This window comes from Terriglobales bacterium, assembly GCA_035487355.1.
Taxonomy (GTDB): Bacteria; Acidobacteriota; Terriglobia; order Terriglobales; family Acidobacteriaceae; genus QIAW01.
In genome coordinates this window covers 15759-37192 of record DATHMF010000021.1, presented here as the reverse complement: position 1 = coordinate 37192, position 21434 = coordinate 15759, and the positions used below count along the sequence as shown (strand labels likewise).

Here is a 21434-nt window from a genome sequence, read left to right as displayed (position 1 = left end):
AATCAATCCCTTGTTTTCAGATACCAGGGAACGTTGATGACAACAATGCGGCTGTTCCCCAGAAAGTACAGCATGGTTTTGAGCACTGCGGCCCGTTTATTGTGGAGAAGGTGGTTATACCAGCGGTTCTCAACCAGCTCCGGGATCACGACTGCAATTTGTCTCTCCGGATGCTTCTTTGCCTCTTTTTGGACGATTTCGAGGATTGTGGTCAGCACCCGCCGATAAGGACATGGTGCGATCTCGAGTACTGGAGCAGGATAACCTGCTTGCACCGCAGGCTCAGTAACCAGGTGTTTCCAATTTTTCTTAAGGTCCTCGCCATCGCCTTCGACGACCGCAACATGGATTGCTTTAACCTCCGGCGACAGCTCTAAAGCAAAACACAGAGCTTTTTCTGTAATTTTGTTCCAGCCGGTGATGGGCACGATCGCGATGGGAGGAGTGAGCTTCTTCAATTCAAGCGGTGTATCTGATTTCAGCTCCCTAGCGATTCGCGCATAGTGCCGCCGGACCGCCTTCATCGTAATGAGCAAAATTGGTATCAGAAGCACCGTGATCCATGCGCCCTCAACGAACTTTGCAACCAGGACCACAACCACTGTCACCAGCGTCACCATCGCGCCGAGCCCATTCAACAATTTGCTATGGAACGCACCTTTGCCGCCAACGCGCCTCCAATGCATCACCATGCCGGCTTGCGAGAGAGTAAAGGCGAGAAACGCACCAATCGCATACAGCGGAATCAGACGGTCGGTAATACCTTTAAAGATAATCAGCAAAACTCCCGCGAGAATCGCCAGCACGTAAATCCCATGTGAGAAAACCAGTCTGCGGCCGCGGGATGCGAACGAGGACGGCAGGTATTTATTGAGTGCAATAATCTGGCAGAGGCGGGGAAAGTCGGCAAATGCAGTATTGGCAGAGAATGCCAACACCAGGAGAATGGACACGATGGAGACAAAATAAAAGATGCCCTTGCCGGCCACCGCTCCCAGCAATTGCGAGAGCACGCTTTCATATCCCGGCAGGCCCGGATCAGTCGCGCCAACCTGATACATTTTGGCCAGATAGGCGATTCCCGCCAGCAGCAAGATCAAAATACCGATGATGATGGTGAGAGTGATGCGCGCATTCTTCGTCCTCGGCTCGCGGAATGCACGCACGCCGTTGCTCACAGCTTCAACACCTGTCATGGCGGTGCATCCACTGGCAAAAGCTTGCAGCAGGAGCCAGGCTCCAACCATGCTGGTCATGGGTAGAAGTGGATGCGGAGCCACGACCGGCACCGGATGGCCTCCGCTTGCAATCACCCGTGCAATCCCGATCAGGATTGCAATGCCCAATGTCCCCACAAACATGTAGGTGGGAATCATGAAAACTGCGCCTGCCTCACGCATTCCGCGCAAATTAACAATGGCAATGAAGATTAAGATACCCAGGCAGAGTCCCATCGTGTGCGGCTGAAGCCGGGGCACGGCTGAGATGAGGGCGCCAACCCCGGCAGAGATTCCCACCGCTACTGTCAATATGTAGTCAATCATCAGAGCTGCCGCAGCCAGCAACCCTGCATTTTCTCCCAGGTTTTCCCGTGCGACGGTATACGAACCACCACCCTGAGGATACGCGGGGATGGTCTGCATGTATGAAAAGTACACAATGATCAGCAAAATGATAATCGCTGTACTGATGGGAAGAATGTAATGCAGCCCAAGCGCGCCCAGCGGAATCAGCAGGGTAAGCGCGGCTTCCGGGCCGTAGCCTGCTGAACTGAGTGCGTCCAACCCGAAGATGGGGACACCAGTGATGGGACCAATCTGCTCAGCGCGTTCATCCGACGTTCGCAGTGGCTTACCGAATATCAGGTCTGACAATGACATGCAGATCACCTCGGAACTGCCTAAGATACAAGCCCACCAGTCTACATGCAGTCCTCTGTCTTCAGTCCCCAGTCCTCAGTAAAAACAACCGCAAAAGCTTTTCGCCGCAAATGAACGCGGATCAACGCGGATTTTTGGACGACCGCAGGGACCCCCACCCCCTTGCGCGCTAGGGGTTGGAGCCCCCAAAATCGCTTCTGACCCCCGTCATTACTGGCGAAAATCAATCCGGGGAGGGAGACTTGCTGCTCGTCCAGTCATCAGTCCTCAGTCATCAGTCCTCAGAATCCCGCATCCCGTCGAATTTTCAAAGACCTCAGAGGCTAACTGCTTTTCGAGCCGTGGACTGCTTCTCCATGATGGCCCGCAGTTTCCGAGAAAGCAAGGTTTTGATACCAGGGTGATACCGCTCGGGAAGGCTGTGCACTAGAAGGTAGCGTAATTGTAGGTTGGAAAAGTCGCTGGCACGGTTCCGAGGCTGGGCGAGGGATTGGTTTGCCCTGCATTGTTGATCGTGTCATTGGTTGCGGTGTTGTTGAAGCCCGGAAGAGGAGCGCTGTTGAGCAGATAGTCGCTTGGGCTATTGCTATTTCCAAACGTGGGGTTGATGGTTTGGGGATTGACTGCCACCGTTCCTCCTGCATCTTCATTCATTGCCACAGGCAGCGGGGGTGCCGTTCCGTTTTGCCAGGTTGTGTTCCCTCCTGCCGGTGAGTTGAAGGTAAGCGAAGTCCACGCGGTGTTTGGATTCCCAGGTTCACCACAACTGCTGGCATTCGCAGGTGCCTTGGTTAAGACATGGAAGGCCTTGCTGTAGCCGGCAAATGCGCCGTCGGTCCTCCAATAGAGGTTGCCGGTAAAATTCTGGAATTGGTTGTAGGGCAGACCACATGAGTAAGCGCAGCCCTGCACAACGTAGAACCCCCTCGAACTGTTGAGGTTGGATTGATCATTCAGGTCAAAGTAAAAGATGTTGTTGGTGATATTGACCAGGGGCACGCCTCTTGGATTCGAGTCGCAGCCCTGGGGCCATGGAGTCTGCTCTGCGAACATCGCGAAACGCCCATACGCAAAGATATTGTTGTTGAAGGTATTAGGCTGCTGGCTGGCGGCTGGCCCGTTGGTCATCCAGGCGGTGCTGGCTGACATGTTGTAGACAACATTGTTTTGTACATCAACATTCGCGGACTGCGCATCCAGGTATATGCCCTCGCCGCCATAGCCGGTTCCGTGCAGGCTTAAGGGATTGTCAATGATGGATGAGTCGGTGGTATCGTGCACCAGGTTGTTGTAAATCCTGTTCCCAGTCCCGCTTCTCTGCGCGCCGCCGATGTTGTAGTAAAGCGTTCCTCCGTCGGAGGTGATTCCCTGCATGATCTGCCGGATATGGTTGTACTGGCTGAGGATATTGGTACCGTTCGCACCGGGATTGCCGGGACATCCGAGATTACAGACAGAAATACCCGCGTGGTAGCCATCGAGAATGTCGTTATGCAGATAGGTGATATCGTGGCCGTTGCCCTGGGCGATGCCTTCGCCATCGGCAAAGACGCGTGAGTATCCCTGGATAAGGTTGTTTTGCACCGTAACAAACTGCACGACCTTTGCAGCCGTGTCAGAGCCCGTGGGCATATGCCCGATGCGGACTGGGCTGTCGCCGATGTCGTAAAGCGTCGAGTTTTGTAACAGTGCGCATGGTGTATTGATCCCGCATGAGGAAGGTGGCCCCACATTCGCGCCAAACAAAATACCCGAGGCCGAGGTATGCCTTACGGTCACAGTATCAAAGGTCACGTTCTGGCAGTTTTCACAATCAATGGCTTGTGGGAGCGGCATTTCTCCGTTCACGTCATTGTTGAACCCTGTGGACGAAGGTATGAAGTTATCGGTCTCGAAGGTGATGCCCTGAAAAGTTACGAAGCTGAGGTTGCTGGCTGAGATCAGGCTTGCTCCGACGTAATCGGTTGCAGGCGCACCCGGAATTACGCCGCCAAGCTGCGGGATCACAACAGTATCTGTATTCGGGTTCTCGCTTGCGTTGGCGACGTAGTTCAGAATCCACTGCGAATTGGAGCGATCGAGGAACCACAGGCCGGTTTGTCCCGCGGCCTGGGCCGCGTCAAAGGCATCTTTCGTATTCTCGACCATGTAGCGATGCCCTATGCCTGGGCCAAAGAAGTTATAGACGCCTGTATTGCCCTTGGTCGGAGCAGTGAAATAGATAATGTGATTCACTGGGTCAACGCAATTGACCCTCATCATATCCACTGTCCAGGCATCGAAAAGCGTAAGTTCAACGTCTCCACCAGGATAATGATTGGAAGCATTTACAGTGCACGGACTCGATGGATTCCCAGTATAGGAACCGCTCAGGTTGAGCCAGGTTGTGACCGGGTCATTGGGATTATATTGAAAGCGATCGAGGCACTTGGACTGGGTCGCATCGTTGCTGTTGGTGACACTGGGGCAGCTGGTGGTCCCCGGAGGAACCTCTGCGGCAACTCTCAGAAAAGTCCCGAGATTGCACAACGACGTGCTCACTGGCTGCCCGGTTTGCGTGGAGAAACAGGTGCCGCCATTCATGTAGTACCCGACGCCCGAAGATGATTCCAGGCGCGAACGCAAGCGGCGCTCTCCGTTATAGAACAGATATTCAAACGGTTGCAGGGGCACGTTGGTTTGAACGTTTGCCGGTAGCTGCGCCTGCCAGAGATTGCCTGAAACATTCGTCCAGGTAAGCCCAAGGCCTCCGGCTCCTACCAGCACTCCTCCACTGAGGATTGGGATCTCGCTCGGGTAATTCTCCCAGGTGATGAGAGCGCTGCTGGAGGTCCCTGAATCAGCAGCGCCGCTGAAAGTCAGCGTTCCCGGCTTGGTGGGGCTGAGTGGAAGGTAGTAAGTGCCGTTTCGCAGCATGACATAGATCGGATTGCCTTTCGCCGTGCTTTCAACTGCAAGCTGCGCCCGGGCCGGCGAAGCAAAGGGCCCGTCGCCGCTGCCATTGGGAACCGGCAGCATGCCGCTGAAGGTACTGTCATTCCCATTCTGGGCAACGTAGAAAGTGATGGCATTGATGGGGCCGACGCTCAGGTTGGCGGAACCACTGATCGAGGTGATGGGATCGGTCGCGGTGATTATAGTCTTATTCTGTGCAACTGCCGTGGCTACTCCGCCAGCAGAAATTGTGGCGATGCTGGGATTGCTGGAAAGCCAATTGACACTGGGAGTCAAAGAGTTGGGAATCGCCCGGTTGACACCATCGCTGTAGCTGCCGGTTGCCGTGAAGGCCAAAGTGTTACCCAGATTGGGAATATTGGCGGGATTCGGCGTGACTGTAATGGAAACCAGCACGGCAGGGTTCACAGTCAGTGAGGCACTTGCATTGACGCCTCCGTAAGCCGCCGTAATATTGATCGGCCCTCCTGGACTTATGCCCTTGGCCAATCCTTCAGTTCCCGCCGCATTGCTTACGGTTGCGATGGCAATATTGGCCGAGGACCACGTCACTGAAGCCGTGATATTTGTGCTGCCTGGGCAACTTCCGCTGCCAAATAAGCCCGTAGCGCTAAACTGTTGCGTCAATCCTGCAAAAACGGTCGCGCCGGAAGGTGATATGCAAATGGCACTCAGAGGGTTACTGGTCACGATGATATTCGTGCTGCCGCTGAAAGGGCCAGCTCTGGCTGTAATTATGGCTGTGCCGGGATTGTTAGCGGTTACCAATCCAGTAGTGGCATCCACGCTGGCCACAGCAGAATTTGATGACGACCAATTGAGCGGGGCCACGACGGTTTGAAAACCACCCATTTTTGCGACACCACCCAGGAACGCGCGTTTGACCGTGAGCGGTTGCGTTTGAGTGGGTTGCAGCAGAACGTTCTTCGGGTTGAGCATAAGGCGGGCCGGCCCCTTCTGCCCCCAGCAAAAAGCCCCAGCCATCACCGTAGAGAGCAGAAACACAAACCCTGCGGCGAACTGACACCTCGAACTTCGCATGGAGAAAAAAGGATTTATATCCACTTTTGTCAGCGCCCTGTTCAGCCAAAAGGTCTCTCTTACATGGATCTGATCTGCTTCCTTGAAACCCGGTATTGTTAGTAACCCAATGAATCTCCTGAAGTTGTGAATCAGGGTGAATGTTTTGGAATGAAGATTGGGGTAAAGCGGTTTGTTTTCAATGTCCTGGTGGTCCGAGGGCATCCAAGTCGTGGGGTGGTACTTGCTAGCTAGTCAGTGGACCTCCCAAAACGCTCTGATATACGCGTATTTACTGGGGAGACTGGCTTTCGGGCAGGAGACTAGCTAACAGATCTGTTAAAACAGCTCCCCCAGTTGGGAAGCTCCAAAGGGCATACCCAAGTACCAGTCCTCAGCAGCAGAATTATTACTCCCCCACCCCCATTACTTGGAGTAGTCTCAGGGTCTCAGGGGAGCTAAGTCCTTACGATCGAATGACATATGGCAGGGATAGAGTAGTCAGTCAGGGAGTGGATTCGTTCTAAGTCCTCCGCAGCCAAAACAGGGCCTGCGCCCCTCGCAACAAGTTTTCAAAGAACCTAAAGAGGACACCCCCCGCATTCTTGAATGCGTAAACGGAGACACACGTCTAGCACAATTATGACCTAAAATTGCCAAGGAAGCAGCAGTTTGATACCAGAGTGATATCATTTTAGACCTTCTTTTCCGCCGCGAATGAACGCGGATGAGCGCAGACAAACCCCACACGCGCTACGCGCGAATGGGGCACCCCGGTTTATCTGGGGCACCCAGCCGTGTTCGTGGGTCCGCTAAAGTTATTGAAACTCTGGCAATGCGGATGTTGGCCGCCGGAAAAGCGGCTTCCGGGAGAGTTCACGTCACAGTGGCAAAAGAGATCTATCCACTGCGGCCGACCTGCGCTCGAGGCTTGCAGCAACGCGGGCCACGCGCTGATACGACTGCAACCGGTCCGCATGCTCAAAGGTATCAGCCACTACGATCACCTCGTCAGCTCTCGTATCGTCTACCAACTTTTGCAGCCCCGCCGTGACTGTGGCCTCTGATCCCACAATGGCTGCGCGCAATTTGCTCTCGACTGCCGCACGCTCACGGTCTTGCCATAGGGGCTCCATGGAGTCGACCGGGGGCAGCAATTCCACTGGCTGGTTTCGGATCAGTCGCAGAAAGCGCTGCTGTGCTGTCGTGAACAACCGCTGGGCCGCCGCATCCGTCTCCGCTGCAATCACCGGCACCGCTATCATAAGATGCGGTTCTTGCAGTGCCCTTCTTGGCCGGAATTGCTCGCGATACAACTGAGCCGCTGTATCCAGGTAGTCAGGAGAAAAATGTGCCGCAAATGCAAAAGGCAAGCCCATCTTCCCTGCCAGCCCAGCGCTGAAGGCGCTTGACCCAAGCAGTGTGATCGGCACATTGCTTCCTTGTCCGGGAATTGCCTTCACCACCTGGCCTGGTTTCTCGGGTCCGAGGTATGTCTGCAATTCTTCGAGAAGCGCCGGAAAATCTTCCCCGTCTTGATTCAAGTCTCGTCGCAGGGCCCGCATCGTCTGGATATCCGCGCCGGGAGCACGCCCCAACCCCAGATCGATTCGTCCCGGATATAACGCCTCCAGCGTCCCGAACTGCTCCGCCACCACAAGCGGGGAATGGTTCGGCAGCATTACTCCGCCGCTGCCTACACGTATCGTCTTCGTCGCGCCGGCCACATACCCGATTAGCACCGGCGTGGCCGAGCAGGCCAAGCCGGCAATGGAATGATGTTCTGCGAGCCAGTAACGTTTGTATCCCCACTCCTCAACATGCCGCGCCAGGTCCACAGACCGCCCAATCGCGCTGCTCGCGGGCTCTCCGGCCCGCATACTCACCAGGTCCAACACCGAGACCACAATCTCATTTCCCATGGCAAATTAGATGAACCAACCGCGCCAGCGATGCTAACTCAATACTGGGGACAACTCCACCTTACCACTTGCTATACCGCCGCTTTTGCAACCCTTGTTCCCGCTGCTCCCATTAGTTCTTCAGAAATCGTAGCAAGGTCGGGTTCAGGTCGGCCAAAAAAACAAAGCCCCTGCCAGAACAGGGGCTTTAAATCACATCTCTAAAGTAAATCTAAATATCGTAGTAGAGCGCAAACTCATACGGATGCGGACGCAAACGCATCGCGTTCACTTCCTTCTCGCGCTTGTAATCAATGTAAGTCTGGATGACCTCTTCGGTGAACACATCGCCCTTCAACAGGAACTGGTGATCGCTTTCGAGAGCGTCCAGAGCATCGTCCAGGCCACCGGGCATGGAGGGGACCTTGGCCAGCTCCTCCGGTCCTAGATCGTAGATGTCTTTATCGAGTGGTTGACCGGGATCAATTTTGTTTTCGATTCCATCCAGCCCGGCCATGACCATGGCTGCAAACGCCATATAAGGATTGCAGCTTGGGTCTGGCGGACGGAACTCCACGCGTTTCGCCTTGGGTGATGCCGAGTACATCGGGATGCGGCACGCTGCCGAGCGATTACGGCGTGAGTACGCCAGATTCACCGGTGCTTCAAAGCCCGGGACCAGGCGCTTATAGGAGTTCGTGGTGGGAGCGATGATCGCCGCCAGCGCCGGGCCATGCTTGATTAATCCGCCGATGTAGTGCAGCGCCATCTGCGAGAGGCCGGCGTAACCGTCACCGGCAAAGAGCGGTTTGCCGCTCTTCCATAGCGATTGGTGGGTGTGCATGCCGCTACCGTTATCCTGGAAGAGCGGCTTGGGCATAAAGGTCACGGTCTTGCCGTACTGGTTGGCCACATTTTTCGCGACGTACTTGTAGATCATCATGTTGTCGGCCGAGCGCACCAGCGAGTTGTACTTGAGGTCAATTTCGGTCTGCCCGCCAGTGGCGACTTCGTGGTGATGGCACTCCACTTCCAGGCCGCACTGATTCATGGTCATGGCCATCTCGGTGCGCAAGTCCTGATAGTGGTCGGTCGGAGGCACCGGGAAATAACCTTCTTTGAAGCGCGGGCGATAGCCTAAGTTGTTCTCCGCGCGTCCTGAGTTCCAGCGGCCTTCTTCCGCGTCAATGTAGTAGAATCCGTGCTGCTCGCGCTGGTCAAAGCGCACGTTATCAAAAATGAAAAATTCAGCTTCCGCGCCGAAGTATGCCGTATCGGCGAGGCCGGTGGCAGTGATATACATCTCCGCCTTCTTGGCAATGTAGCGGGGATCGCGGTCGTAGCGCTGCTTGGTCACCGGGTCAATCACATCGGCAACCATCACCAGCGTGGGGACCTCGGTGAACGGATCCAGGATGAACCAGGTTGGGTCGGGGATGAGAAGCATGTCACTTTCGTGGATCGCAGCCCATCCGCGAATCGAGGAGCCATCCATGCCGAAGCCTTCTTCAAATGAAGCTTCACTCACCTGGTCAATCGGGTAAGAAACGTGGTGCCACAGGCCGGGGAGATCGGTGAAGCGCAGGTCAAGCATTTTGACCCCGCTCTTCTTCACGAACTCCAAAACTGTCTTGGGATCAGACATAAGCTCTCCTTGAGGCCCGGCTCTCAGGCCCGGCCAAATTTGTTATGAATTGTCAGGGTTAGAATCAGTGTATTGCTTGATAAAATTCCTTAATACGGCAAAACAATTTATCATATAGCTACACGTATCAGATTATGAAATTGATTGTTTTTATTTGTGCAATAAAGACCCTTTATCCCTAAATGGATTTCGACCAAATAGAGACGTTTCTTGAAGTTGCGCGGCACTGCAGCTTCTCGCGTGCCGCTGAGAAGCGTTTTCGCACGCAGCCGGCCATTTCCGCGCAGATTCGCGGCCTGGAAGAAGAAGTGGGCGCCAAGCTCTTTGACCGCACCGGAGGAAAGGTGAGCGTTACCGCCGCGGGCAAGGCTTTTCTCGAATACGCCGAACAGACCGTGGATTCCCGCAAGCAGATGATGGTAAATCTGGCTGAAATGGAGCGCATCCCGCGCGGCGAGCTGATTGTGGCGGCCAATGAGGCGACCTGCCTGCATATCCTTCCTGAAGTTTTCGCCGAATTTAAAAAACGATACGCCGGAGTGGCGGTGAACGTCCGCCGCACCGAGCGGGTGAAAACCCTGGAATCCATCATTGATAATTCCGTGGATTTCGGCGTAGTCTCGCTACCTGTAAACGATAGCCGGATGACCCTGATTCCAGTCCACCGCGATGAGTTGGTGGTGATTGTTCCGCCACAACATCCGCTGGCAAAAACGAAGTCGGTTAACCTGGCCGACGTGGTGAACTATCCCCTGCTGCTGCCCAAGGCTGGACGCACGCGCGACGTGTTGGAGAACCTTTTTCACGAGCATTTCCTGAAGGTCAACATCTCGATGGAACTCGATTCCAGCGAACTCCTGAAGCGCTTTGTGGCCGCCGATATTGGGGTAGGCTTTATCGCGCGCTCCAATATCCTGGAGGACGTAAAAGCCGGGGTCCTGGCCTTCCTGCCCATAGCCAATGCCCAGATCAAGCGTGATCTGGCCCTTGTCTACCGCAAGGACAAAGCCCTGAGCCGCTCTGCGCTTGCCTTCATTGATATCGCTGTCGAGCTGAAGACGGCGGCACAGTTCCCTGCCACCATCCAGCACAAACTCAGGAAGCACTCCCATTAACAACTCTTTAACAAAATTTTTCCCGCACGAAGCCCCTCTGTGTGTTAGTTTTTTAGTTTCGCACTCATTGCAGATAATTTCCTTTTCGGAGGTTTAGGAATTGGGCAAAGACATGGTCCCCAAAAAGCTTTTTCTCACCAAGGGGGTGGGGAGACATAAAGAGCGTCTTTCATCATTCGAACTGGCATTGCGTGATGCCGGTATCGCCGCGCAGAACCTGGTGCGCGTGTCTTCTATTTTTCCGCCCAATTGTAAGCTGATCTCCCGCAAAGATGGATTAAAGTATCTCGATCCCGGCGAGGTTGTCTTTGCCGTGATTGCGGAAAACTCCACTCGCGAACCCCACCGTCTGGTCGCCTCCAGCATCGGTGTGGCTCTTCCTGCCGACCGCAGCACCTACGGATATCTCAGCGAACACCATTCTTTTGGTGAAACCGACGATCAAGCCGGTGACTACGCCGAAGAACTGGCTGCCGAGATGCTGGCCACTACCCTGAACGTTGACTTTGACCCCGACCGCTCTTGGGATGAAAAGAAGGAGATCTACCGAATCTCCAACAAGATTGTGCGCACGGCCAACGTCACGCAATCGGCTGTTGGTGACAAGCGCGGCCTGTGGACAACGGTGATCGCCTCGGCGGTACTGATTTTCCAGTAAGCCAAAGCAAAGACTCACCGCGGATTTCACGGATCACGCGGATTTTTTGAACATCTTGAGTATTAGGCTAGTCCATTTTAAGGACTACTGTGTTCTATGCTTTGTGCCGCCCTAACGGGGCTCGTGCTCTGTTTTTCAGCTCCCCAGCACTTACGTGCTGGGCTACCAAATGCCGCCCCATTCGGGGCTCAAAATGAGATACAGCAAGACTTAAAAAGGTCTAAATGACAACTGCTGCATTTCATTGAGAACTGTTTTGCGGTTACCTGCATCATAAGAAACCGGGATTCCCTTTTTCTAGCTGTCATTTTGGCATCGTTCTCCTCGGTGCCTCAGTGTCTCTGTGGTTAAAACTGATTTGGCAGAATGCTGAATGCTAAAATCAAACGCAATGTCCACTTCGAACGCCCAAAATTTTCGTATTGGATTGGTACAGCTTCGCTGCACACCCGATCCCGATGAGAATCTGGCTCGCGCGGTCGGGCGGGTGCACGAAGCCGCCAAGCTGGGCGCGCAGGTGGTCTGCCTGCCTGAGCTCTTCCTTACACAGTATTTCTGCCAGCGCGAAGATGCTTCCCTGTTTGATCTTGCTGAGCCCATCCCCGGCCCGACGACAGAAAAACTTTCTCTGGCCGCGCGCCAGGCGGGTGTTTCAGTAATTGCTTCGATTTTTGAAAAACGCGCGCCCGGCATTTATCACAACACCGCGGCCATGATTGATGCTGACGGCAAGCTGCTGGGCATCTATCGCAAGATGCACATCCCCGACGATCCTTTGTATTACGAAAAGTACTATTTCACTCCCGGGGACCTCGGTTTCAAAGCCTTCGATACAAAATTTGGGCGAGTAGGCACGCTGGTTTGCTGGGACCAATGGTACCCCGAGGGTGCGCGCCTGACTGCGCTGCAGGGAGCGCATGTGCTCTTTTATCCGACGGCCATTGGATGGCATCCTGCGGAAAAAGCGCAGTATGGCGAGGTGCAGCACGATGCCTGGCGCACCATCCAGCGCGCCCATGCTATCGCCAATGGGGTCTACGTTGCCGTGGTTAACCGCGTTGGGCACGAAACCGGAGACATCCGCGGCAAAGCTGCTTCGGGTGCTGGACTTGAGTTTTGGGGCGGATCATTTATCTGCGATCCCTTTGGCAAAGTGTTGGCTGAGGCATCGCCCGATAAAGAAGAGATCCTGGTGGGTGAAATAGATTTGCATGCCCTGGAGGATATCCGCCGTAACTGGCCTTTTCTGCGCGACCGCCGCATAGACAGCTACGGCCCCATTGCGCAGCGTTTTCTGGATTGAAGTTTTTTCACCACGGAGACACAGAGGCACAAGAAAATTGAGTCATTGATTCATCGGATCATTGGGTCATTGAAGAATTGGGTAACTGCGTAATCGGGTAATTGAGTAACTTTGCGAATTACGATTCGATTTTGCACTTAATCTGTGGCAAACATTTTGCTTTTCTCTGTGCCTCTGTGTCTCTGTGGTAAAAACTAGCAATTTTGAAGCTCGAAAATTGAAATTGACTCGCCCCAAGACGTTGACTGAGGCACTCAAGCCCACTTCTCTCGGCTACCGCATGCCCGCCGAGTGGGAACCCCACGCCGCCACCTGGATCGCATGGCCGCACAACGCCGATGACTGGCCGGGGCGGTTTGAGCCGATCCCGTGGGTTTATGCGGAAATTGTTCGCCAGCTTGCCCGCGTCGAGCAGGTTCGAATCGTGGTCAACAGCGTACAACTGGAGGCCGAAGCCCGCAAGGTTCTTTCTTCCGTTGGTGTTGACTTGCATCAAGTGTCATTTCACCGCTGGCCGACCGACCGCGTCTGGACCCGCGATTCCGGGCCAATCTTCATCCGGCGCGATGATCACTCTTCCGGCAAGCGCCTGGGACGTCCTGCCCGCCGCTCGGAATTTGGAGACCTTTCCTGCCCGTTCGCCATCACGCACTGGCACTTCAATGCCTGGGCCAAATATTCCAACTGGCAAAAGGATTCGCGTCTTCCCGGCCACATCGCCACACTTCTGGAGCTGCCGGCCTGGCAGCCAACAATCCTAGTTAAAGGAGAGCAGCATCGCGTTGTACTCGAGGGCGGCAGCATTGATGTCAACGGGCACGGCACGCTACTCACCACTGAAGAATGCCTCTTGAGCGCCGAGCAGGCCCGCAATCCCGGCTTGGACCGCCGCTGCCTGGAGGCGGTTTTTGCCGATTACCTGGGAATTCGCAAGGTCATCTGGCTCAACAGTGGCATTGCTGGGGACGACACTCACGGCCACGTGGATGATATCGCCCGCTTCGTGGGCCCTTCCACCGTGGTTGCGGCCGTGGAAAAAGATCGCAAGGACGTCAACTTTGCGCCGCTGGCTGAAAATCTGGCACGCCTGCACGCTGCTACTGACCAAGACGGCCGGCCGCTGCGCGTGGTCGAGATCCCCATGCCCGAGCCGATCTTTTATGAAGGAACACGCCTGCCCGCCAGCTATGCCAATTTCTACATAGCCAACGGGTTGGTGCTGGTACCGGTCTTTAACGACGCCAACGACCGAATTGCCCTCGATGTCATCGCTGCTCTGCTGCCCACTCGGAAAGTTGTCCCCATTTATTGCGGGGATTTTATATGGGGCTTTGGCGCGATCCACTGTGCGACCCAGCAACAACCCCGGTAGCAGTTGGCTCTTTGCAGGAAGACACCAAAACCTTAAAGATAGGCAGTTGGTTAGATGTTGTCCTAAAGGACAATATCTAATATTGGCCATTAGGACAATAAAAATAAACATATTTGTCTATCTGGACATGTCCTATTCTGATAGTCTTATAGTCCCCCCAAATTGTGTCCTGAGGAGTACCTCTATGCTTCGGTCTATCCTGACTGTTAAGCTCGTCATCCTTCTGTCCTCTGTTCTGGCTTTGGCTCAATTCCGCACGGTAACGGTGCAGAATGCCACGGGCAATCCCGTTCCAACAACTATTCAAAACAGTGGGCCTATTCCAATGACTATTCAAAACGATAGTCCCATTGCTACAACTGTAACCAACACGCCCACGGTGAATGTAAATGGACCCGTGCCTGTGCAAGTGGGCGGTACTGTGAATGCGGCCATTACCAACACACCCACCGTGAACGTCAATGGCACCGTGCCCGTGCAAGTGGGCGGTACTGTGAACGCCGCCATCACCAACGTACCCACCGTGAACGTCAATGGCACCGTGCCCGTGCACGTGGGCGATACTGTGAATACTGCTATTACCAACACACCCACGGTGAGCATCAATGGCACCGTGCCTGTGCAAGTGGGCGGTACTGTGAATGCGGCTATTACCAACACACCCACCGTGAACATCAATGGCCCCGTGCCTGTGCAAGTGGGCGGTACTGTGAATGCGGCCATCACCAATGTACCCACCGTGAACGTCAATGGCCCTGTGCAGGTGACCGGCCAGGTGCAGATAGTCGGCACGCCTAGCGTTTCCGTCAGCAACCTGCCCACGGGAACTGCTGGACCGGCGAATACCACCGTAGTTCTTGTCAAAAGCCTCGACAATCCTGCGCAACAGCCGTTTCAGACAGCAGTATCGTGCGCCACTCCCGCCGGACTGGCGGGCAAGTGCACGGCAAGCTTCAATGTCCCGGCCGGAAAAGAGTTTGTCATTGAGTACCTGCAAGTCTCCTCAACCGGGAATATTATCAATGGCATACCGCACTATGAAGTTCTGACCACCGCGGGCGGGCAGGCCCTGACCTATCTGTACCCCGCAGGCATTAAACTTGCCAGTGATAGCGCAAGCGACGAGCACATGGTGCGAATCTACGCCGACCCGGGAAGCATGATCCAGTTCACGGGAGCTCAGACGGTAAACGGAGCAGGCATCACGTTTAACCTGGTAATGTCTGGCCATCTGGTAAATACGCCGTAAGAGCGCAGGTTAGGCTTCAGTTGCCGGCGGCCAGTAACCGGTTGGGTTTGCTCGAACCTGCTTAATTTAAGATAAAACCACTGGCCATGAGCATATCGGACGAATTGTGGATGGAAGAGGCCCTACGCGAGGCCCTGCGCGCTCAGGCCAACGACGAAGTCCCTGTCGGCGCGGTCATTTTGCATCAGAAAAAAATCATTGGCCGGGGATACAATCGCAACCGCGTGGATTCTGACCCCAGCGCGCACGCTGAAATTGTTGCGCTGCGCGAGGCCGGCGGCTTTCTCGGTAATCATCGCCTCGAAGGGTGCGAGATGTTTGTCACCATTGAACCCTGCGCCATGTGTTGTGGCGCCCTGGTGCATGCCCGCCTGGCGCGTTTGGTTTACGGCGCAGATGATCCCAAAGCCGGAGCGGTACGATCCATCATGCAGGTCATAAACCACCCGAAGCTGAACCACCAGATGGAGATTATTGGGGGAGTGCTGGCAGGAAAATGCACCCAGATGATGCAGGCTTTCTTTCAACAGAGGCGCGGGTAGGCGAATTCAGGCAGAACGGTAATGAGGCCGGGATTTCAAAGTCTCAGTAAGCGCGCTCAGCAAAGACTCTGGCCGCGGATCAACCGTCAGGGTGCCAAAATCATATAGAGAGAATGGGCTTTCGGAGAACACAATCACAGGCGTTGAGGGACTGCGCTGGCCCACCAAAGAGGCCATTTTCTTGCGTTCCACGTTTTTAACGCTGCTGCAAAGAAGAACCATATCGAAATCGCCCTGGAGAAATTCTTTCACAAAGGCTTTGTACGTATCCGCAGTGGTCAAAATGTAGCGGGTATCCTCGACATGCTCCAGGAGCAATTTGCGCACATCTAAAAGCAAAACAGGATCGCGACCTGCATAAAGAATTGTTATTCGCCGTTCTGTTTTCCTTCTTAGCATGGGAAAACGTTAATAGCCTATATTACGTTGTATATTTTTCAGTGCAAGTTAATTTTTTTGCTTCCTGTTGTGGGAAAAGTTCCGCTTTGAAACTACAGCCTTTTCTCCCTGATTGAGACATGGACAGTATTAAAGTCATGTAAAAGTGATGCAACGCCAATGGGCTTACGTCAGTCCCTCGTTGCGGGATGATACACCCGCTCAAATGTGATAGTTCAACGTCTTACGAGGATGTCTGGTGTGGGCAACTTGGCTTCCCAACCATTGCGCAGGAGTTCGGGAACCGAGTGGTCTTCTTGTGGGTATCCAATACATAGGTATGCAATCAACTTCCAGTGCTCGGGAATATTCAAACTGGCATTGACCTTCGCAGGATCGAGAATAGAAACCCAGCCCACACCTAATCCGTGGCTCCGTGCGGCCAACCATAATGTATAAACTGCCAGAACGGCGGAATATTCCAGGGTTTCAGGCATGGTCATTCTGCCCAGGCCGCTGCCGGACTCGGTATGTTGATCCAAGAAGACAGCCAAGTGGACCGGGGCATCACGAAGACCCGCCAGCTTTAATTTCGCATAGAGCTGGGCCTTCTCACCCGAATATGCATTTAAAGCCTGCTGGTTGCTGAGTTCAAAATTCTCTCGTATGGATTCACGGGGCTCGGATGACTCCACCAGAACGAACCGCCAGGGCTGGCTGTAACCGACAGACGGAGCAAGCGAAGCCAAAGCAATGAGGTGCTCGATGAGCTGAGGGTCCACGGGATCGGTACGAAAGTGGCGTACATCGCGCCTCCACTTAAGCAGGTCTTCGAACTGGCTTCGGAAATGTTGGTCGAAAATGGGCTTTTCCATCAGCACTTGCCCTAGAAGGCCAATCAGCTATACTACCGCGTGTTGAATATCATAATTTATAGGAAAAATTGAGTTATGCAAATTTGCTCACTCATACCAGCAGCCACTGAAATACTCTATGCCCTGGGACTGGAAGATTCGATTGCAGGCGTGACCTTTGAATGCGACTTTCCACCGGAGGCCCGTAAGAAACCCGTGGTCCTGGACACGATCCTTGAGCATTCGCTGTCACCTGCCGAAGTTGACCGCACAGTGCAGGAGTTCTCTTCGCATGGAGAGAGCCTGTACCGAGTCCACACAGAGTTGCTCAAAAAAATCAAGCCTGACTTGATTGTCACGCAAGAGCTTTGTGACGTCTGCGCGGTGGGCGCGTCCCATGTGGCCAAGACACTGCATGAGCTGCCCTCGGCGCCGAAGATCCTCTCGTTAACTCCGCATACTTTAGAAGATGTTTGGCGTGATATTGAAGCGGTTGGTGAGGCAACAAGCAGGCAGCAACAGGCAGCGGCCCTGGTGGCTGATTTGCGAAGGCGGGTTGAACGAGTAAAGCAATATTCCTACCCTTATCGACCGAGGGTGCTGTCGCTGGAGTGGTTGAGTCCTCCTTTTAATGGTGGCCATTGGGTTCCGGAGATGGTTGAGCTGGCCGGAGGTATTGATCCGCTGGGCCACATTAGTGAACCAAGCCTGGAATTCAGTTGGGAGAAAATTATCGCAAGCGATCCAGACATCGTGCTGGTTATGCCGTGTGGCTACGACTTGGAGCGAGCCATACGCGAATACCGCGAGACCGAGTTTCCATCGGGATGGAACGACCTGAAGGCTGTGCGCAGCGGCAATGTTTTCGCCGTCCATGCCAATGCGTATTTTTCTCGTCCTGGGCCGCGGCTTGCTACCGGACTCGAGATTATGGCGACACTTTTCCATCCTGAGCGCAAATTTGAAACTCCGGCGAAGAGTTGGGCGAAGCTGTAAGGCCAAAAGAAAGATTTCGCCGTGGATGAACGCTGATTTGCGCGGATTCTTCAGAGAATACCTTCAAGCAGTTCGCGCTCAGGCTACACTGCTTCCGCCCTCAAGACGGCCCAAGACCTAGATCCTTCGACTCGCTACGCTCGCTCAGGATTTCGCCTGCGGGCTCCCGCTTCGCTCACGCCCGCAAAACGGTTCAACTTGACTCGTGACAGCTTACACGGTATAAACCGAACAGTCTGGTTATGGGAAGTGCGGTGAGATTCCGCCACTGCCCCGCAACTGTAAACGCTAAGAAACCGAACACATTGCCACTGGGAATTTACGAACTGGGAAGGCCGTTCGGTAAGGTTAAATTCATCCTTGAGGCGTAAGTCAGGAGACCAGCCAGACTCCCAATCATTGGGCGATTCCGGCTTCGATGGGAGAGCCGGACAGCTTTCTGTTGAACGTTCTCAAACACGCAAGCTGATTCTTCCCGCTCGGCGCAACATATTGCGCAAGGCGAATTCATGCAAGCGAGAAACCGAAAATCGGTGACTCTCGTTCTCGGAGGCGCGCGCAGCGGCAAAAGCCGCTACGCCCAGCAACTGGCTGCTCGCGCAAGCAAGGTCACGTTCTTTGCGACTGCAGAGGCCTCTGATGATGAGATGCGCCGCAAAATTGAGCGCCACCGCCAGGACCGCCCGGCTTCATGGGTGACGGTAGAAGAGCCGGTCGAGCTGGACAGCGCGATGCGTGAACACGCCGCTTCTGCCGAAGTGTTGCTGGTTGATTGCCTGACTTTATATGCCGCGAACATCATGACCCATGACAGGGAGAATATGGACCTGGTGCACAAGCGCGTGGAACGCCTGTGTGAAGCCTTGCGTTTTGTTTCGCCCTCGGTGGTGCTTGTTTCCAACGAGGTTGGCAGCGGAGTGGTGCCTTTCTTCCCTGCCGGAGTCCTGTTTCGGGAATTGCTCGGAGAAATTAACCAGAGAGTAGCAGCGATTGCCGATAACGTGCTGATCATGTTTGCAGGACTCCCGCTTGCGCTTAAAGGAAAGGTTGAGATCGAACTATGAAGGCGTTCATGGTGGCCAGTCCGGTAACTGGCAGCGGCAAAACCACGGTGACGCTTGCGCTTATGGCAGCGCTGCGAAGACGTGGTTTCACTGTGCAGAGCTTCAAGTGCGGGCCTGATTTCATTGACCCGGCACATCATGCCTGCGTCACGGGCCGGGGCTCACGCAACCTGGATTCATGGATGCTCGACGCAGAAGCCAACCAAACGATATTTGATCATGCCAGTCAAGGCGCCGACGTTGCCGTGGTTGAAGCCATGATGGGCTTGTTTGATGGAGTCGCGGGAGGCAGCGAGCAAGGCAGCAGCGCGGAAATTGCCAAGCAACTGAGTATTCCCATCGTTTTGGTGGTTGACGTTTCGACCGCTGCACGCAGTATTGCCGCTGTGATTCATGGGTTTGAAAGTTTTGATACCAATCTGAGAGTCGTGGGAGTGGTGCTGAACAAAGTTGGCGGAGAGGGGCATTTGCGGCTTCTGCAAGAGGCAATACAGGGTTCATGCCGCAGCGCTGTTCTCGGTTCCCTGCCGCATGCAGCCAAGTTACATATTCCTGAACGCCACCTTGGGCTGGTGACCGCTGCGGAGCAGCCACTTTCAAGCGAACAAATTTCTCTTCTCGCAGACTTGGCGGAACGTCATATTAACCTGGACGTCTTAATTGGTGCTTGCGAATCTACTCAGCCGGCTTTGGGAGGCGAAGCAAAATTTATTTCTACGAAAGCAGCCACTCCGGTCAAAACTGACCAGGATGGTTCTGCACCCAAGGTTCGCATCGGCGTGCCACGGGATCGAGCGTTCTGCTTTTATTACGAAGAAAATCTTGAGCTCTTGCGAGATGCGGGCGCTGCAATTATTGAATTCGACTCGCTCGAATGTAATCATCTTCCTGCCGGACTCGACGCCTTATATTTCGGCGGCGGCTACCCTGAGCTTTTTGCCGAACAGCTCAGCCATAACCATTCGCTCATTGGCGATATACGCCAGTTTGCTTCTTCAGGAAAACTTATCTACGCCGAGTGCGGCGGCTTGATCTACCTTTCCGATCAACTGCGCACGCTCGATGGATGCATCTTCAAAATGGCAGGGGTACTGCCGCTTGTTATCGAAATGACCCGTGGGCCGGTAAATTTTGGCTACACGGAAGTAGTTCTCGAACGCGAGTGCCTGCTTGGAGAATCTGGTAGTGTCGCGCGCGGGCATAGCTTCCATTACTCAAAGATTGCCGAATCGGGAAAGTTGGACCATGTGTATCGCGTTTTCTACACGTTGAGTGGACGCTCTGAACCAGAGGGTTTCGTTAAGAACAACGTGCTGGCGAGTTATATCCATCTTCATTTCAAATCCAATCCTGCATTGGCAGCCAGTCTGGTGGCACATGCGTACGCGGCGCGGGAGGCAGCAGTAGCTCAGTCATGAAAAAGTATCTATCGACAGTTGTGTTGTTATTGCTCCTTACGGGCCACTGCCTGGCTCAGCGGACGGTGCAGGATGAATTGGGACGCAAGGTAGTTGTTCCCGAGACTCCGCATCGCATCATCACATTGGCGCCCAGCATTACCGACACCGTGTATGCGATCGGCGCCGGTGCAGACATAGTGGGAGTGAGCAATTACACAAAGTATCCAGAAGACGCGACTAAAAAACCAAAAGTCGGAGAGCCGCTCAATCCTTCAATTGAGACGATCGTGGCCCTTCATCCTGACCTCGTGCTCGCAATTCAGGACATGAACCGGGCGGAAACGGTAGAACAACTTGAAAAACTCGGCATTCCTGTCTTCATGGTCAATCCTCACGGAATTACAGGCATCTACACTTCGGTTGCCAATTTGGGAGATGTGCTCAATCGCAAGCGAGATGCGGACGATCTTCTCGCCCGTCTGCATAGCCGCGAACAAGCAGTGCGCAATCGGGTGAAAGGTAGAGCTGGCCCACGCGTCTTCTTTGTGGTGTGGCCCGACCCAGTCATGACTGCCGGCAAGGATGCCTTTGTCACAGAACTGATTGAAACTGCTGGGGGAAAATCCGTTACCGATGACTTGCCTCAAGATTGGCCGCAAATCAGCCTTGAAGCATTGGTAGCGAGAAAACCGGATTTTTTGATTTTTGTCCGTGGGCAGTTTGTGATTGACGATCTCAAAAAGAAGCCCGGTTGGAACAGCCTGGAAGCCGTAAAAGCGAACCACGTGTTTTATACCGACGACCGAATTATCCATCCAAGTCCGGTGGCATTCGATGCGCTGGAGGACCTGGCAAACCAGTTTCACCCGTTGGCGGCACATTAGCTGTTTGCATGCCGCCTGTACATCAACGCTGTACGAACCGAATCGTAATGGGAAGCTCGGGAAAGCGGTGAGATTCCGCTACTGTCCCGCAACTGTGAGCGACGTTTCTATCACCAGCAAAGCCACTGCCGTCGAAGGCGGGAAGGCGCTGGCGCTGAGTCGCAAGTCAGGAGACCGGTCCTGTTGCCGATACGACTTCTCTTTCGAGGAAAAGGAGA

General features: G+C 54.2%; 16 protein-coding genes and 2 riboswitches. Of the genes, 10 read left to right on the top strand and 6 right to left on the bottom strand.

The window, feature by feature from the left end; genetic code table 11:
• Positions 1-2 precede the first annotated feature (2 nt).
• From VK738_04105 to glnA, 4 genes are all read right to left on the bottom strand, one after another.
• Positions 3-1880: an APC family permease gene (locus VK738_04105; GenBank protein ID HTD21811.1), complete on the bottom strand. Its 1878-nt coding sequence runs from the start codon at positions 1878-1880 to the stop codon at positions 3-5.
• Positions 1881-2306: 426 nt separating this feature from the next.
• On the bottom strand, positions 2307-5774 hold the full coding sequence (locus VK738_04100) for an Ig-like domain-containing protein (protein ID HTD21810.1): 3468 nt from the start codon (positions 5772-5774) through the stop codon (positions 2307-2309).
• A 962-nt stretch (positions 5775-6736) separates the two neighbouring features.
• Positions 6737-7777, bottom strand: coding sequence for an LLM class flavin-dependent oxidoreductase (locus VK738_04095; GenBank protein ID HTD21809.1), 1041 nt, complete (start codon positions 7775-7777; stop codon positions 6737-6739).
• Between the two features lie 211 nt (positions 7778-7988).
• Positions 7989-9401, bottom strand: coding sequence for a type I glutamate--ammonia ligase (glnA, locus tag VK738_04090; protein HTD21808.1), 1413 nt, complete (start codon positions 9399-9401; stop codon positions 7989-7991).
• A gap of 182 nt (positions 9402-9583) precedes the next feature.
• Between glnA and VK738_04085 the strand changes: the two genes are divergently transcribed.
• The 6 genes from VK738_04085 to tadA all read left to right on the top strand — a co-directional run bounded on the left by VK738_04085 (position 9584) and on the right by tadA (position 15640).
• Positions 9584-10516, top strand: a complete 933-nt coding sequence (locus tag VK738_04085) for a LysR family transcriptional regulator (protein ID HTD21807.1) — start codon at positions 9584-9586, stop codon at positions 10514-10516.
• 112 nt (positions 10517-10628) lie between these two features.
• A complete protein-coding gene (locus VK738_04080; GenBank protein ID HTD21806.1) occupies positions 10629-11174 on the top strand; it encodes an arginine decarboxylase, pyruvoyl-dependent in 546 nt (181 codons plus the stop codon).
• 391 nt (positions 11175-11565) lie between these two features.
• Entirely contained in the window at positions 11566-12477 is a 912-nt protein-coding gene (locus VK738_04075; protein HTD21805.1) for a carbon-nitrogen hydrolase, read from the top strand.
• 217 nt (positions 12478-12694) lie between these two features.
• On the top strand, positions 12695-13849 hold the full coding sequence (locus tag VK738_04070) for an agmatine deiminase family protein (protein ID HTD21804.1): 1155 nt from the start codon (positions 12695-12697) through the stop codon (positions 13847-13849).
• 184 nt (positions 13850-14033) lie between these two features.
• Positions 14034-15098 (top strand): hypothetical protein, encoded by a 1065-nt coding sequence (locus VK738_04065; GenBank protein ID HTD21803.1) that lies wholly within the window; start codon positions 14034-14036, stop codon positions 15096-15098.
• An 86-nt stretch (positions 15099-15184) separates the two neighbouring features.
• Positions 15185-15640: a tRNA adenosine(34) deaminase TadA gene (tadA, locus tag VK738_04060; protein ID HTD21802.1), complete on the top strand. Its 456-nt coding sequence runs from the start codon at positions 15185-15187 to the stop codon at positions 15638-15640.
• A 6-nt stretch (positions 15641-15646) separates the two neighbouring features.
• Here the strand turns inward: tadA and VK738_04055 are convergent, their stop codons facing one another.
• Both VK738_04055 and bluB read right to left on the bottom strand, forming a co-directional pair.
• Positions 15647-15967: a hypothetical protein gene (locus VK738_04055; GenBank protein HTD21801.1), complete on the bottom strand. Its 321-nt coding sequence runs from the start codon at positions 15965-15967 to the stop codon at positions 15647-15649.
• Positions 15968-16254: 287 nt separating this feature from the next.
• Positions 16255-16893, bottom strand: a complete 639-nt coding sequence (bluB, locus tag VK738_04050) for a 5,6-dimethylbenzimidazole synthase (protein ID HTD21800.1) — start codon at positions 16891-16893, stop codon at positions 16255-16257.
• Positions 16894-16968: 75 nt separating this feature from the next.
• On the opposite strand from bluB, the gene VK738_04045 reads away from it, so the two are divergent.
• The 4 genes from VK738_04045 to VK738_04030 all read left to right on the top strand — a co-directional run bounded on the left by VK738_04045 (position 16969) and on the right by VK738_04030 (position 21216).
• A complete protein-coding gene (locus tag VK738_04045) occupies positions 16969-17868 on the top strand; it encodes a cobalamin-binding protein (GenBank protein HTD21799.1) in 900 nt (299 codons plus the stop codon).
• Between the two features lie 220 nt (positions 17869-18088).
• A riboswitch (cobalamin riboswitch) is annotated at positions 18089-18272 on the top strand.
• 105 nt (positions 18273-18377) lie between these two features.
• On the top strand, positions 18378-18932 hold the full coding sequence (cobU, locus tag VK738_04040) for a bifunctional adenosylcobinamide kinase/adenosylcobinamide-phosphate guanylyltransferase (protein ID HTD21798.1): 555 nt from the start codon (positions 18378-18380) through the stop codon (positions 18930-18932).
• Entirely contained in the window at positions 18929-20350 is a 1422-nt protein-coding gene (locus VK738_04035; protein ID HTD21797.1) for a cobyrinate a,c-diamide synthase, read from the top strand. Before cobU ends, VK738_04035 begins: the two co-directional genes overlap by 4 nt.
• Positions 20347-21216, top strand: a complete 870-nt coding sequence (locus VK738_04030; protein ID HTD21796.1) for a cobalamin-binding protein — start codon at positions 20347-20349, stop codon at positions 21214-21216. The genes VK738_04035 and VK738_04030 overlap by 4 nt, the downstream gene beginning before the upstream one ends.
• A gap of 22 nt (positions 21217-21238) precedes the next feature.
• Positions 21239-21414: riboswitch (cobalamin riboswitch) on the top strand.
• The last annotated feature ends 20 nt before the right edge of the window (positions 21415-21434 follow it).